General features: G+C 66.2%; 12 protein-coding genes and 1 rRNA gene. 8 read left to right on the top strand and 5 right to left on the bottom strand.

Features of this window, described 5'->3' with window-relative positions:
* Window positions 1–157 precede the first annotated feature (157 nt).
* From rrf to BLR75_RS24415, 7 genes are all read left to right on the top strand, one after another.
* Window positions 158–273: ribosomal RNA gene (rrf, locus tag BLR75_RS24385) — 5S ribosomal RNA — on the top strand.
* Between the two features lie 245 nt (window positions 274–518).
* A complete protein-coding gene (gene pstS / locus BLR75_RS24390) occupies window positions 519–1,490 on the top strand; it encodes a phosphate ABC transporter substrate-binding protein PstS (RefSeq protein WP_084314809.1) in 972 nt (323 codons plus the stop codon).
* Between the two features lie 440 nt (window positions 1,491–1,930).
* The gene (locus tag BLR75_RS24395) at window positions 1,931–3,907 is read left to right on the top strand and encodes an ABC transporter permease subunit (protein ID WP_371858154.1); all 1,977 of its coding nucleotides are present in this window, start codon (window positions 1,931–1,933) and stop codon (window positions 3,905–3,907) included.
* 24 nt (window positions 3,908–3,931) lie between these two features.
* A complete protein-coding gene (gene pstA / locus BLR75_RS24400) occupies window positions 3,932–5,608 on the top strand; it encodes a phosphate ABC transporter permease PstA (protein ID WP_084314811.1) in 1,677 nt (558 codons plus the stop codon).
* Window positions 5,609–5,672: 64 nt separating this feature from the next.
* Window positions 5,673–6,509: a phosphate ABC transporter ATP-binding protein PstB gene (pstB, locus tag BLR75_RS24405; protein ID WP_084314812.1), complete on the top strand. Its 837-nt coding sequence runs from the start codon at window positions 5,673–5,675 to the stop codon at window positions 6,507–6,509.
* 95 nt (window positions 6,510–6,604) lie between these two features.
* Complete coding sequence (phoU, locus tag BLR75_RS24410; RefSeq protein ID WP_084314813.1) at window positions 6,605–7,333, top strand: phosphate signaling complex protein PhoU; 729 nt, start codon at window positions 6,605–6,607, stop codon at window positions 7,331–7,333.
* A gap of 131 nt (window positions 7,334–7,464) precedes the next feature.
* The gene (locus tag BLR75_RS24415) at window positions 7,465–8,361 is read left to right on the top strand and encodes a peptidoglycan DD-metalloendopeptidase family protein (protein ID WP_084314814.1); all 897 of its coding nucleotides are present in this window, start codon (window positions 7,465–7,467) and stop codon (window positions 8,359–8,361) included.
* Between the two features lie 174 nt (window positions 8,362–8,535).
* On the opposite strand, the gene BLR75_RS24420 is transcribed toward BLR75_RS24415, so the two are convergent.
* From BLR75_RS24420 to phoB, 3 genes are all read right to left on the bottom strand, one after another.
* Window positions 8,536–9,876, bottom strand: a complete 1,341-nt coding sequence (locus BLR75_RS24420) for a hemolysin family protein (RefSeq protein ID WP_084314815.1) — start codon at window positions 9,874–9,876, stop codon at window positions 8,536–8,538.
* 97 nt (window positions 9,877–9,973) lie between these two features.
* The gene (gene phoR, locus BLR75_RS24425) at window positions 9,974–11,272 is read right to left on the bottom strand and encodes a phosphate regulon sensor histidine kinase PhoR (RefSeq protein ID WP_084314896.1); all 1,299 of its coding nucleotides are present in this window, start codon (window positions 11,270–11,272) and stop codon (window positions 9,974–9,976) included.
* Window positions 11,273–11,317: 45 nt separating this feature from the next.
* Window positions 11,318–12,007: a phosphate regulon transcriptional regulator PhoB gene (phoB, locus tag BLR75_RS24430; protein ID WP_084314816.1), complete on the bottom strand. Its 690-nt coding sequence runs from the start codon at window positions 12,005–12,007 to the stop codon at window positions 11,318–11,320.
* A 317-nt stretch (window positions 12,008–12,324) separates the two neighbouring features.
* On the opposite strand from phoB, the gene BLR75_RS24435 reads away from it, so the two are divergent.
* Complete coding sequence (locus BLR75_RS24435) at window positions 12,325–12,696, top strand: COG4315 family predicted lipoprotein (protein WP_084314817.1); 372 nt, start codon at window positions 12,325–12,327, stop codon at window positions 12,694–12,696.
* Between the two features lie 23 nt (window positions 12,697–12,719).
* Here the strand turns inward: BLR75_RS24435 and ubiA are convergent, their stop codons facing one another.
* Both ubiA and BLR75_RS24445 read right to left on the bottom strand, forming a co-directional pair.
* Window positions 12,720–13,610 carry a 4-hydroxybenzoate octaprenyltransferase gene (gene ubiA, locus BLR75_RS24440; protein WP_084314818.1) on the bottom strand — a complete coding sequence of 297 codons (891 nt, stop codon included), beginning with the start codon at window positions 13,608–13,610 and terminating at the stop codon, window positions 12,720–12,722.
* 27 nt (window positions 13,611–13,637) lie between these two features.
* Window positions 13,638–14,177, bottom strand: coding sequence for a chorismate lyase (locus BLR75_RS24445; RefSeq protein ID WP_371858155.1), 540 nt, complete (start codon window positions 14,175–14,177; stop codon window positions 13,638–13,640).
* Window positions 14,178–14,345 lie beyond the last annotated feature (168 nt).

Here is a 14,345-nt window from a genome sequence, read left to right on the forward strand (position 1 = left end):
GCCCGTGAGGCTTGACCATATAACACCCAAGCAATCTGAGAAGATTGTGCGGTGATGGTGAAGTCGACGAACCGAAAGTTCGTGAGAACCGCAAATTACATCACATACCCGAATCTGGATGAGCGTGAGCGAGAGCCACGAGCGTCCGAAAGAATTGCTTGACGACCATAGAGCGTTGGAACCACCTGATCCCATCCCGAACTCAGCAGTGAAACGACGCATCGCCGATGGTAGTGTGGGGTCTCCCCATGTGAGAGTAGGTCATCGTCAAGCACCTATCCCGAAACCCCTGGCCAGCGATGGCCGGGGGTTTTGCTTTGCGCGCGAAAAAATCCCTTCCCACCGAGCCGATGCCTGTCGCGGGCATGGCCCGCTTACAGGGCTCCAGTCCCCCCAGAGTTTGTGACAAGCCCTGATGGCATTTCATCCAACTGTCACATTCGCGTCATAGAGTCTTCATGCGGCCTGACGATACTGGCCCCCGATCCAACAAACCTATCCTGTTCGAGGAGCAAGGCATGAAACTCAAGCGTTTGATGGCGGCACTGACTTTCGTCGCCGCAGGCGTGGGCGCCGCCAGTGCGGTTGCCGCAATCGATCCGGCCCTTCCGGATTACCAGAAGGCCAGCGGTGTATCGGGCAACCTTTCCAGCGTCGGCTCCGATACCCTGGCCAACCTGATGACCATGTGGGCCGAAGAGTACAAGCGCCTCTACCCGAACGTGAACATCCAGATCCAGGCCGCCGGTTCCTCCACCGCGCCGCCGGCGCTGACCGAAGGTACCGCCAACCTCGGCCCGATGAGCCGCAAGATGAAGGACGTCGAGCTGCAGGCCTTCGAGCAGAAGTACGGCTACAAGCCGACTGCCATCCCGGTGGCCGTGGACGCCCTGGCGATCTTCGTGCACAAGGACAACCCGATCAAAGGCCTGACCATGGCCCAGGTCGATGCGATCTTCTCCGCTACCCGCCTGTGCGGTGGCAAGCAGGAAGTGAAGACCTGGGGCGACCTGGGCCTGAGCGGCGACTGGGCGAACAAGCCGGTCCAGCTGTTCGGCCGCAACTCGGTTTCCGGCACCTACGGCTACTTCAAGGAAGAAGCCCTGTGCAAAGGCGACTTCAAGCCGAACGTCAACGAGCAGCCCGGCTCGGCCTCCGTGGTGCAGTCGGTCAGCCAGTCGCTCAACGGCGTCGGCTACTCCGGCATCGGCTACAAGACCGCCAGCGTGAAGACCGTCGCACTGGCCAAGAAGGAAGGCGGCACCTTCGTCGAGGATAACGAGCAGAACGCGCTGAACGGCACCTACCCGCTGTCGCGCTTCCTCTACGTCTACGTGAACAAGGCGCCGAACAAGTCGCTGGAACCGCTGGAAGCGCAGTTCCTGAAGATGGTCCTGTCCAAGACTGGCCAGCAGGTGGTGGTGAAGGACGGCTACATCCCGCTGCCGTCCAAGGTCGCCGAGAAAGCGCTCAAGGAACTGGGCCTGTAACCATCCTCCGAACCGGGTTGCCCAGGCCGCCCGGCATGAGGTGACGCGCCCGCCAGCAAGGCTCTGCTGGTGGGCTTCGTCGTGTCACCGGCATGTCATCTTTCTGTCATACAGAGCCGCTAGGGTGTCACCCCATGAACGACCTGGCCAACTCCTCCATGACCTCCTCTCTCCCCGAGCGTATCGATTTCAATACGCCGGTCCTGCAACGCAAGCGACGCATGCGTGCGCTCAAGGACCGTCTGACCCGCTGGTACGTGCTGGTGGGCGGGCTCGCCGTACTGGCGGCCATCACCCTGATCTTCTTCTACCTCGCCTACGTGGTGCTGCCGCTGTTCCGTGGCGCCGAGCTGGACGTCCGCGATCCGCTGGCTCCGGCCTGGCTGAAGACCGCCGAGGCGCCTCTGCTGCTGAGCATCGAGGAGCAGAACCAGGTGGCGATGCGCGTCGCCGCCAATGGCGAAGTGCTGTTCTTCAGCCTGAAGACCGGCGACGAACTGAGCCGCCAGGCCGTCAGGCTGCCGGAAGGCAGCCATGTGGTCTCCATCGCACAGGACCAGCCGGGCCAGCCGCTGGTCGCCCTCGGCCTGTCCAACGGCCAGGCGCTGGTGTTCAAGCACAGCTACAAGGTCACCTACCCGGACGGCCACAAGACCATCACCCCGCAGGTCGACTACCCCTACGGCGAGGCGCCCATCGAGCTGGACAGCCAGGGCCGCCCGCTGGAGCACGTCGCCCTGGCTTCCGGTGACGACAGCCTGGTGCTGGCCGCTTCCAACGGCAGCCGGATGCTGCTGCTGAACCTGACCGGCCAGGAAAACATGCTCACCGGCGAAACCACGCTGGAGCAGGAGCATGTCGAACTGCCGCAGATCGCCGAGCCGGTCAAGGCGATCTACATGGACCCGCGCAAGCAGTGGCTTTACGTCATCAACGGCCGCGCCACCGCCGACGTGTTCGACCTGAACAGCCGCCAGCTCAACGGCCGCTACAAACTGCTCGACGACGCCAGCGCCGAGGTCACCGCCAGCAGCCAGCTGCTCGGCGGCATCTCGCTGATGATCGGCGACTCCAGGGGCGGCATCGGCCAATGGTTCATGGCTCGCGGCGAAGACGGCGAACCGCGCCTGTCCCATGTCCGCGACTTCCAGCTGCAGGGCCAGCCGATCGCCAGCATCGTGCCGGAACAGCGTCGCAAGGGCTTCCTCGCCCTGGACGACCAGGGCAACCTCGGCGTCTTCCACAGCACCGCCCAGCGCAAGCTGCTGGTGGAAAACGTCGCGCCGGACGCCGGCCCGCTGGCCCTGTCGCCGCGCGCCAACCGCCTGCTGCTGGAGCAGGGCGGCGAGCTGCGTCGCTTCTCCCTGAGCAACCCGCACCCGGAAGTGTCCTGGAGCGCGCTGTGGGGCAAGGTCTGGTACGAGAGCTACGACAAGCCCGGCTATGTCTGGCAGTCCACTGCCGCGACCACCGACTTCGAGCCCAAGCTGAGCCTCGCGCCGCTGACCTTTGGCACCCTGAAGGCCGCGTTCTACGCGATGATCCTCGCCGCGCCGCTGGCCATCGCCGCCGCCATCTACACCGCCTACTTCATGGCGCCGGCCATGCGCCGCAAGGTCAAGCCGGTGATCGAGCTGATGGAAGCGCTGCCGACGGTGATCCTCGGCTTCTTCGCCGGCCTGTTCCTCGCGCCCTACGTCGAAGGCCACCTGCCGGGCATCTTCAGCCTGCTGCTGCTGACACCGCTGGGCATCCTGCTCGCCGGCCTGATCTGGAGCCGCCTGCCCGAACGCATCCGCCTGAGCCTGCCGGCCGGCTGGGAAGCCGCCGTGCTGATCCCGGTGGTGCTGCTGGTCGGGGCCTTCGCCCTGTGGATGAGCCCGCACCTGGAAGCGACCTTCTTCGGCGGCGACATGCGCCTGTGGATAAGTCACGACCTGGGCATCACCTACGACCAGCGCAACGCCCTGGTGGTCGGCCTGGCCATGGGCTTCGCGGTGATCCCGAACATCTTCTCCATCGCCGAAGACGCCATCTTCAGCGTGCCGAGGAGCCTCACCTACGGCTCCCTGGCCCTCGGCGCCACGCCCTGGCAGACGCTGACCCGCGTGGTGATCCTCACCGCCAGCCCGGGCATCTTCTCGGCGCTGATGATCGGCATGGGCCGCGCGGTGGGCGAGACCATGATCGTGCTGATGGCCACCGGCAACACCCCGGTGATGGACGTGAACATCTTCCAGGGCATGCGCACCCTGGCCGCCAACGTCGCGGTGGAAATGCCCGAGTCGGAAGTGGGCGGCACCCATTACCGCGTGCTGTTCCTCTCGGCGCTGGTGCTGCTCAGCTTCACCTTCGTGATGAATACGCTGGCCGAACTGATCCGTCAGCGGCTGCGGAAGAAATACGCGTCGCTCTGATCGGCGCATGACGAGGCTCAATCTGTGAAACAGAAACAGGAAACCGTCAAAGCGTGGTTCGCCAGCGGCTCGCCCTGGGTGTGGATGAATGCCGGGGCGGTGTCCATCGCGGTGATCATGACCATCGGCCTGCTGGCGGTGATCGCCGTGCGCGGTCTCGGCCATTTCTGGCCGGCGAACGTGATCGAGGCGACCTACAGGGTACCGGGTGAAGCGCCGAAGACCCTGATCGGCGAACAGGTGCAATCCGAGCAGGTGCCGCGCGAACGCCTGCGCGGCGCCGGCCTGCCGGTGCCGGAAGACGGCCCGCAGTTCATGACCCGCGAACTGCTCAAGCTGGGCAACCGCGACCTCTACGGCAGCGACTTCTCCTGGGTGATCGGCGAGTGGCTGGGCGACATCCGCACGCCGGCCGACCTGGTGACCCTGGAGCGCCGCGAGTACGGCAACTTCTACGGCTACCTGGCCAGCATCAAGGAAGACGGCAAGGTGGTCGCCGAAGGCCCCGCTGCCATGGCCGAGCTGCAGAAACGCCTGCAGCGCGTCGAGGCGCTCTACCAGCAGGTCTACAGGCTCGAGAAGAAGGACATCGGCGGCATCAACCACGGCCTCGAACGCCTGCGCCTGAAGGAACGCGGACTGCAGCTGAAGGACCAGCTCGACGCCGCCGCCCAGGCCGACCTGGAAAGCGCCCGCGCCGAGCTGCATGCGCAGTACAAGGTGTACGAGGACCAGTTGAACGAGCTGCACCAGCAGTTCAACCGCGACAGCGTGGTGATGCGCGACGCCAGCGGCCAGAAGACCGAGATCAGCCTCGGCAAGCTGGTGCACGCCTACCAGCCGAACGCCATGGGCACCTGGACCAAGGTCGGCTTCTACTTCAAGAAACTGTGGGAGTTCCTCAGCGACGACCCGCGCGAGGCGAACACCGAGGGCGGCATCTTCCCGGCCATCTTCGGCACCGTGATGATGACCCTGGTGATGGCGATCATCGTCACCCCGTTCGGCGTGATCGCCGCGGTCTATCTGCGCGAATACGCCAGACAGGGCACCCTGACGCGCATCATCCGCATCGCCGTGAACAACCTCGCCGGCGTCCCGGCGATCGTCTACGGCGTGTTCGGCCTGGGCTTCTTCGTCTACGTGCTGGGCGGTTCGATCGACCGGCTGTTCTTCCCCGAAGCCCTGCCGGCGCCGACCTTCGGCACCCCGGGGCTGTTCTGGGCCTCGCTGACCCTGGCGATCCTCGCCGTGCCGGTGGTCATCGTCGCCACCGAGGAAGGCCTGTCGCGCATCCCGCGCGCAGTGCGCGAAGGCTCGCTGGCGCTGGGTGCGACCAAGGCGGAGACGCTGTGGAAGATCGTCCTGCCCATGGCCAGCCCGGCGATGATGACCGGCCTGATCCTCGCCGTGGCGCGCGCCGCCGGCGAAGTGGCGCCGCTGATGCTGGTGGGCGTGGTCAAGCTGGCCCCGGCGCTGCCGGTGGACGGCAACTACCCCTACGTGCACCTGGACCAGAAGATCATGCACCTCGGCTTCCACATCTACGACGTCGGCTTCCAGAGCCCCAACGTCGAGGCCGCGCGGCCGCTGGTGTATGCCACCGCGCTGTTGCTGGTGCTGGTCATCGCCCTGCTGAACTTCTCCGCCATCGCCATCCGCAACCGTCTGCGGGAAAAGTACAAGGCGCTGGAAAACTGATTCTGCCGCGGGCCGACGGCGCAGACGCCCGGCCCGCAGCCTGTAGCCTCCGAAGGAGACACACATGCAAACCGAATCCCATACCCACGGCATCGACATCGGCGCGCTCGGTCGCGGCCCGCGCCAGGGCATGAACCTGGCCGACGAGACCGTGGCCCTGGAAGTGCCCGGCCTGAACCTGTTCTACGGCGACAAGCAGGCGCTGTTCGACGTCACCATGAACATCCCCAAGCAGCGCGTGACCGCCTTCATCGGCCCGTCCGGCTGCGGCAAGTCGACCCTGCTGCGCTGCTTCAACCGCATGAACGACCTGGTCGACGGCTGCCACGTGAAGGGCGAGATCCGCCTCGACGGCCACAACATCTTCGCCAAGGGCGTGGATGTCGCCGAGCTGCGCCGCCGCGTCGGCATGGTGTTCCAGAAGCCCAACCCGTTCCCCAAGAGCATCTACGAGAACGTGGTCTACGGACTGCGCATCCAGGGCATCAACAAGAAGCGCGTGCTCGACGAGGCAGTCGAGTGGGCGCTGAAGGGCGCCGCGCTGTGGGACGAGGTGAAGGACCGCCTGCACGAATCCGCCCTCGGCCTCTCCGGCGGCCAGCAGCAGCGCCTGGTGATCGCCCGCACCATCGCGGTGGAGCCGGAAGTGCTGCTGCTCGACGAACCCTGCTCGGCGCTCGACCCGATCTCCACCCTGAAGATCGAGGAGCTGATCTACGAGCTGAAGTCGAAGTTCACCATCGTCATCGTCACCCACAACATGCAGCAGGCCGCGCGGGTTTCCGACTACACGGCGTTCATGTACATGGGCAAGCTGATCGAGTTCGGCGACACCGACACGCTGTTCACCAATCCGGCGAAGAAGCAGACCGAGGACTACATCACCGGTCGTTATGGTTAAGTGCGCTGCGCGCCAGCCTGAAGCGGCAGACGTCACCCGGAGAACACTTGGAGCTTGCAGCCTGAAGCCTGCAGCTTTCGCGGAGCGAATCCCCAATGATTAGCAAAGACAGCCTCACCCATCACATCTCCCAGCAGTTCAACGCCGAGCTGGAGGACGTGCGCAGCCACCTCCTGGCCATGGGCGGACTGGTGGAAAAGCAGGTCAACGACGCGGTCACCGCGCTGATCGACGCCGACTCCGGCCTTGCCCAGCAGGTGCGCGAGATCGACGACCAGATCAACCAGATGGAGCGTAACATCGACGAGGAATGCCTGCGCATCCTCGCCCGCCGCCAGCCGGCGGCCTCCGACCTGCGTCTGATCATCAGCATCTCCAAGTCGGTGATCGACCTCGAGCGCATCGGCGACGAGGCCTCGAAGATCGCCCGCCGCGCCATCCAGCTGTGCGAGGAAGGCGAGTCGCCGCGCGGCTACGTCGAGGTGCGCCACATCGGCGGCCAGGTGCGCAAGATGGTGCAGGAGGCGCTGGATGCCTTCGCCCGCTTCGACGCCGACCTGGCGCTCTCCGTGGCGCAGTACGACAAGACCGTCGACCGCGAGTACAAGACCGCCCTGCGCGAGCTGGTGACCTACATGATGGAAGACCCGCGGGCGATCTCGCGGGTGCTCAACATCATCTGGGTACTGCGTTCGCTGGAGCGCATCGGCGACCACGCGCGCAATATCGCCGAGCTGGTGATCTACCTGGTGCGCGGCACCGACGTGCGCCACATCGGCCTGACCCGCATGCAGGAAGAAGTGCAGGGCGAGCGCAAGGAATAACCCCGCCACTCTGAAGCCCGGCCGCAGCGCCGGGCTTTTCGCACTGCTTCACAGGCCGACCGCCGGCAGCTCGCCGCTGCCGGTGCGCGCTGCTAGTCTTGCGGCGTCGCATACCGATAACCAGAGCCGACATGCTGGGACGCCTGATCTTCCTCTGCGGCCTGCTGGGCGCCACCGCGCCGGCCGCTGCCGTGACCATCTACAAGTACACCGACGCCAATGGCGTGACCACCTATACGGACCGCGCCGTGGCGGGTGCGCAGGTGTTCGTGTTCCGCGACCGCATGGTCGAGCACCTGGAAAACCAGGTGAAGCTGGAGACGAAGAAGCACGCCGGCGGCGAAACCCTGCAGGTGCGCAACGATCTCTATGCGCCGGTGGAAGTCGAGCTGCAGGTGAACAACCCGCAGAACGCCGTGGGCGCGCCGGAACGGCCGATCCGCTGGGTACTGCCGCCGCGCAGCAACATCCGCCTGGCGACCCTGACTCCGCGCAATCCGGCCAAGCCGCTGCGCTACCAGACCAGACTGCGCTACGCCCTCGGCGACCCGCGCCTGCAGCCGGTGCCGTTCCGCTACCCGCTGCCCTGGCGTGGCGGGCCGTTCCGCCTGAGCCAGGGGCCGAACGGCAAGTACAGCCACTTCACCCGCAAGGGCCGCTACGCCATCGACATCGCCATGCCCGAAGGCACGCCGATCGTCGCCGCGCGCGGGGGAGTGGTGGTCAAGGTGGAGAACAGCCAGAGCGGGCGCGGCAACAACCCTTCCGGCAACTTCGTGCGCATCCTGCATGACGACGGCACCATGGGCGTCTACCTGCACCTGATGCGCGGCTCGGTGCTGGTCCACGAAGGCCAGCGCGTCGCCCTCGGCACGCCGCTGGCGCGCTCCGGCAACACTGGCAACAGCAGCGGCCCGCACCTGCACTTCGTGGTGCAGCGCAACGTGGGACTGGCGCTGGAGTCGATTCCCTACGATTTCGCCCAGCCGGTGGACTCGCTGCCGAATTTCGCGATTGGCGGGGATTGAGCGTTCGCGGGCATGGCCCGCTCTTACGGTTGCGTAGGGTGGATCGGCTTCATCGATCCACCATGGCGGGGCATGCGGCCCCGCAATGGTGGATGAAAAAAGCCTCATCCACCCTGCGTTCGGGGCGCTTCGGCAGGGCGAATAACGCGCCAGCGTTATCCGCCGCAAGCCGGGTCAGTCCAGCTTCACCACCTTCGCCAGCACGATCTTCGGCCCCTTCATCTTCTTCACGATGATGCGCAGGCCTTCGGTTTCCAGCACTTCTTCCTCTTCCGGCACGCGCTTCAGGCTGTCGTAGACCAGCCCGGCGAGGGTATCCGCCTCGACGTGGTCGAGGTCGATGCCGAGCAGGCGCTCCAGCTTGAACAGCGGGGTGTCGCCGCGCACCAGCAGCTTGCCCGGCTGGTAGGCGAGGATGCCGCGTTCGGCCTTGCGGTGTTCGTCCTGGATGTCGCCGACCAGCACTTCCAGCACGTCTTCCATGGTCAGGTAGCCGATCACCTTGTGGTCGGCCTCCTCGACCAGGGCGAAGTGCGAGCCGCCCTGGCGGAACTGTTCGAGCAGGCGCGACAGCGGCATGTGCTTGGTCACCAGTTCCAGCGGGTGGGTCAGTTCGTCGAGGTCGAAGGATTCCGGCAGGCTGTCCAGCGCGGTCAGCGCCAGCAGCAGGTCCTTGATGTGCAGCAGGCCGGTGAACTCGCCCTTCTCGCTGTCGTACACCGGGTAGCGGCTGTACTTGTGGCGGCGGATGGTGGCGAGGATTTCCGGCAGCGGGGCGCTGCGTTCCAGGTACACCAGGTCTTCCCGGGAGTTGGCCCAGTCCGCCACTTCCAGTTCGCCCATCTCCACGGCCGAGGCCAGCACGCGCATGTCCTGATCGCTGGGGTCGTGGGCGCGGCTGGAGTGCAGGATCAGTTTCAGCTCGTCGCGGCTGTAGTGGTGTTCATGGTGCGGCCCGGGCTCGCCCTGGCCGGCGATCTTGAGGATGGTGTTGGCGCTGGCGTTGAGCAGGTAGATGGCCGGGTACATCAGCCAGTAGAACAGGTACAGCGGCGCGGCGGTCCACAGCGAGAGCAGCTCCGGCTTGCGGATCGCCCAGGACTTCGGCGCCAGTTCGCCGACCACGATGTGCAGGTAGGAAATGATGAAGAACGCGGTGAAGAAGGAAATGCCACGCACGACTTCCTCGCTGTGCACGCCGATGGCGGTCAGCAGCGGTTCGAGCAGTTCGGCGAAGGCCGGTTCGCCGACCCAGCCGAGGCCTAGGGAGGCCAGGGTGATGCCGAGCTGGCAGGCGGAAAGATAGGCATCGAGCTGGTTGTGCACGCGGCGGAGGATGGTGCCGCGCCAGCCGTGCTGGCTGGCGATGCTTTCCACGCGGGTGGAGCGCAGCTTGACCATGGCGAACTCGGCGGCGACGAAGAAGCCGTTGAGTGCGACGAGGAACAGGGCGAAGAGAACGAGGCCGAAGTCGGCGAAGTAGGTCAGGAAGGGGCTACTGGGGGAAGGGTCCATGGTGTCGTTGGTTGGTTGGATGAGCAGCTAAGGATGCGTGCAGCGGCCGGCCCTTGGCAAGACTGCAGGTGTTGCAGCAGGTTGGGCGGCGCCTGCGTCAGGCGATCTGCTGGGACGGGAAATGGCAGGTGAAGCTGCTGCCCTTGCCGACCACGCTGGCGATGTCCAGGGTCGCCCGGTGGCGCATCAGCACATGCTTGACGATGGCCAGGCCGAGGCCGGTGCCGCCGGTGTTCGCCGCGCGGCTGGAATCGACCCGGTAGAAGCGCTCGGTGAGCCGAGGGATGTGCTTGGCCTCGATGCCGATGCCGCTGTCCTGCACGGCGAGGTGGGCGCCCTGTTCGTCGGCCCACCAGCGGATGCGGATCTCGCCTTCGTCGGGGGTGTACTTCACCGCGTTGAACACCAGGTTGGAGAAGGCGCTGCGCAGCTCCGCCTCGCTGCCCTTGAGCTTCACCTTCGGATCGGCCTCCAGGCTGATGCGGTGGTTGCGGCCGCCGGACAGCGCCTGGGCATCGTTGCGGATCGCCAGCAGCAGCAGGTCGACGGCCACCGGCTTGCTATCGGCCGGATAGTCGGTGGCGTCCAGCCTGGCCAGCAGCAGCAGGTCGTTGAGCAGGCTCTGCATGCGCGCGGCCTGCTGCTGCATCTGCTGCAGCGCGCGGGTCCAGCGCGGGTTGATGTTGTCGGCGTTGTCCAGCAGCGTCTCCAGGTAGCCGGCGATCACCGTCAGCGGCGTGCGCAGCTCGTGGGAGACGTTGGCGACGAAGTCCTTGCGCATCTGCGCCAGCAGGTGCACCTGGGTCACGTCGCGGACCAGCATCAGGTGGTCGCGCTGGTTGCCGTAGAGGGTGATCTGGAACTGCAGGCGCAGGTTGTCGTCCACCGGTGACGGAAGCTCCAGCGGCTCGCGGTAGTCCTCGCCGGCGAAGTACTCCTTGAAGCGCGGATGGCGCACCAGGTTGCCCACCGGCTGGCCGACGTCCTGCGGGTTCTTCAGGCCGAGCAGGCGCTCCGCCGCCGGGTTCCAGGACTCCAGGTTGCCGTCGCTGTCGAGCATGACGATGGCGTCGCGCAGCGAGGCGGTGGATTCCTCCATGCGGTTGATCACCGATTGCAGGTGGCCGCGCACCCGCTGGTTGCCGCGCTGCAGGCGGTAGATGCTGTCGAACACCTCGCCCCACAGGCCGTGGCTGTGCGGCGGTTCCTCGTCGGGCTCGTGGGTGGCCAGCCAGCGGTACAGGCGCTGCAGCTGGCGCAGGGTCCAGCCGAGATAGAGGGCCAGGCCGGCAGCCAGCGCCCAGCCGAAATGGCCGGTGATCGCGCCGACCACCAGCGCGCCGGCGACCACGCCGAGCAGGTGGAGAAAGAGCGCTCCGCGCCAGTCCTTATTCACCACGGATTGCGTCCTTTTCCTTGTGAGCGTCCGCTGAGGGGATCGTCAGCCCTTGGTGGAGAAACGATAGCCAGTCCCGCGCACCGTCTGCACCAGATTCTCGTACGCCTCGCCGAGGGCCTTGCGCAGGCGGCGGATGTGCACGTCGACGGTGCGCTCCTCGACGTACACGTTGCCGCCCCAGACCTGGTCGAGCAACTGGCCGCGGGTGTAGGCGCGTTCCTGGTGGGTCATGAAGAACTGCAGCAGGCGGTACTCGGTGGGGCCCATTTCCGCCGGGCGGCCGTCGATGGTCACGCGGTGGCTGAGCGGATCGAGCATCAGCCCGCCGACCTCGATCGGCGTCTCGCTGTCGCCGGCGCCGGTGCGGCGCAGCACGGCCTTCAGGCGGGCGACCAGCTCGCGCGGCGAGAACGGCTTGGTGATGTAGTCGTCGGCGCCGACCTCCAGGCCCTGGATCTTGTTGTCCTCCTCACCCTTGGCGGTGAGCATGATGATCGGCACGGCGGATGTCATCTCGTCGCGCTTGAGACGGCGCGCCAGCTCGATGCCGGAAGTGCCGGGGAGCATCCAGTCGAGCAGGATCAGGTCCGGCTTGCGGTCGACGATCACCGCGTGGGCCTGGGGCGCGCTGTCCGCTTCGAGGCATTCATAGCCGGCCATTTCCAGCGCAACGGCGATCATCTCGCGAATCGGTGCTTCGTCGTCAACGATGAGAATTGTCTTGCCAACCATGCTAGAGCCTCGAGATTCCGGTACTGCGCGCAATTAGATAACGGAATTGTGTCAGTCATGTGACATGCCCATGCTAGACGACTCCGCGCCTGCGCGGTGCGGGTGCGTCGACTATGCTGTTGGTGCGCCGCCCGGTCGAAGGGTGGCTGATGGTCCGGGCCGGCCGAGGGTCGTGCGTTCTGCCGGGCCCGTCCGCAGTTTCCCCAAACGCCTGAACTGACGCTTGCGTGTGCGCTGTCGATGTCGTCCCGCCCGGCGAAGGCGCCGGCCTGAGCGACTCCGCCCGCGGCATCCATCTTCCGAGAGGAGACACACGAATGAACATCAAACACCTGGCCCTGGTCACCGGACTCATGCTGCCCGCCCTGCTGGCGCATGCCGACGACCCGGCGTCGGTCAAGGACGGCATGCTGGTCGATGCCAAGGGCATGACGCTCTACACCTTCGACAAGGACAGCGGTGGCAAGTCGGCCTGCAACGACCAGTGCGCGGCGAACTGGCCGCCACTGATGGCTGCCGAGGGGGCCAAGGCGGATGACGACGACTGGACGGTGGTCACCCGCGACGACGGCAGCAAGCAGTGGGCCTACTACGGCAAGCCGTTGTACACCTTCATCCAGGACAAGAAGCCGGGCGACGTCACCGGCGACGGCAAGATGGGCGTGTGGCACGTGGCCAAGCCGCAGTGAGGTGAGGGGCTATCGTCGCCGGTCTAGCGGAGTGAATAGTCGGCGACGATGCCGAGGAATATCGCCAACCCCGCCCAGTGGTTGTGCAGGAAAGCCCTGAAGCAGGCCTGCGGATCGCGGTCGCGGGTCGACCAGGCTTCCCAGAGGTAGCAGCCCGCCGCCACCGCCAGGCCGGCATGGAACCAGCCACCCAGTTCGAAGCGGCTGCCGGCCAGCGCCAGCAGCAGCAGGGTCAGCGCCTGCAGCACGCCGATGATCAGGCGGTCGGCGTCGCCGAAGAGGATCGCCGTGGACTTCAGGCCGATCTTCAGGTCGTCCTCGCGGTCGGTCATCGCGTAGTAGGTGTCGTAGGCCACCGTCCACAGCACATTGGCGAAGAACACCAGCCAGGCGGCCGCCGGCAATTCGCCGCGCTCGGCGGTGAAGGCCATGGGGATGCCCCAGGAGAAAGCCGCGCCGAGCACCACCTGGGGGTAATAGGTGTAGCGCTTCATGAACGGATAGAGCGCTGCCACCGCCGCGCCGCCGAACGACAGCCAGATGGTCGGCGCATTGGTGCACAGCACCAGGACGAAGCTGATCGCCATCAGCACGCCGAAGGTGATCCACGCCTCGCGCACCGTGATCTTGCCGCTGGCCAGCGGACGGGCCTTGGTGCGTGCCACGTGGCCGTCGAAATTGCGGTCGGCGAAATCGTTGATCACGCAGCCCGCTGCGCGCATCGCCACCACGCCGACGATGAAGATCGCCAGGTTCTTCGCCTCCGGCACGCCTTCGGCGGCGATCCACAGTGCCCACAGGGTCGGCCAGAGCAGCAGGTAGATGCCGATCGGCTTGTCCATCCGCATCAGCTGGATGAAGTCCCAGGCGCGGGGATGCAGGCGGGCGAGGGGTTTGATCAGGGTGACGAACATGGACGGGTCTCCGGCTTCAACGCGGGATTATACGGCCTGTTCGTCGAGCTGTTGCCAGAACGCCGGGAGGAACACCTCGGCCACCAGCACGCCGAGGGCGCCGCGGCTGAAGCACGAACGCCGTCCCCACAGGCGCTCGGCGCGCACCGCCGGCGGCAGGCAGGCGGCGGGGTAGCGGCAGACCTCGATGGGGCCGCGGGCGAAGGCGCGGTCGCTGAACAGCAGTTCGCCCAGCGAGCGGCTGCCGAGCAGGCGCAGGTCGAAGCCGGAGCCTTCCAGCGCACTGCGCGCGGCCACGCTGCGGGCGAACACCCAGGGCTGGCCGTGGCCGTGCAGGTAGACCTCGCGCACCCAGCCCAGGCTGCCTTCGGCGATGCCGAGGACGGCGCACTCGTCGCTGCGCAGGCGGTGCCAGCCTTCTTCCAGCGGCTGCACGGCGAAGGCGCCGCTGGACTGCGCGGTGAGGCGGCGGGTCAGCGAGCCCTGGTCGAACAGCCACTCATGGACGGTGGCGGAGGGGGCGGGGTGCAGCTGGGAGGCGCTGAGCCAGCGCGGCGGGTGGATCAGGGCGGCGTCGGGCACGATGATGCTTGCGGTTCGAAGGGAAGGTCGCAGCTTAGCATGAGCGGCCGCCGGATCATCTTTGCGTATCGGGCAAGAGTGCGTTACCGATCGTCCCGGGAATCCGTGCCGGGCTTGCGCCCTCGGTCCATCGCCAGTACAAAGCGGAATCTG

The sequence above is a fragment of the Pseudomonas jinjuensis genome (genome assembly GCF_900103845.1).
Lineage (GTDB): Bacteria > Pseudomonadota > Gammaproteobacteria > Pseudomonadales > Pseudomonadaceae > Pseudomonas > Pseudomonas jinjuensis.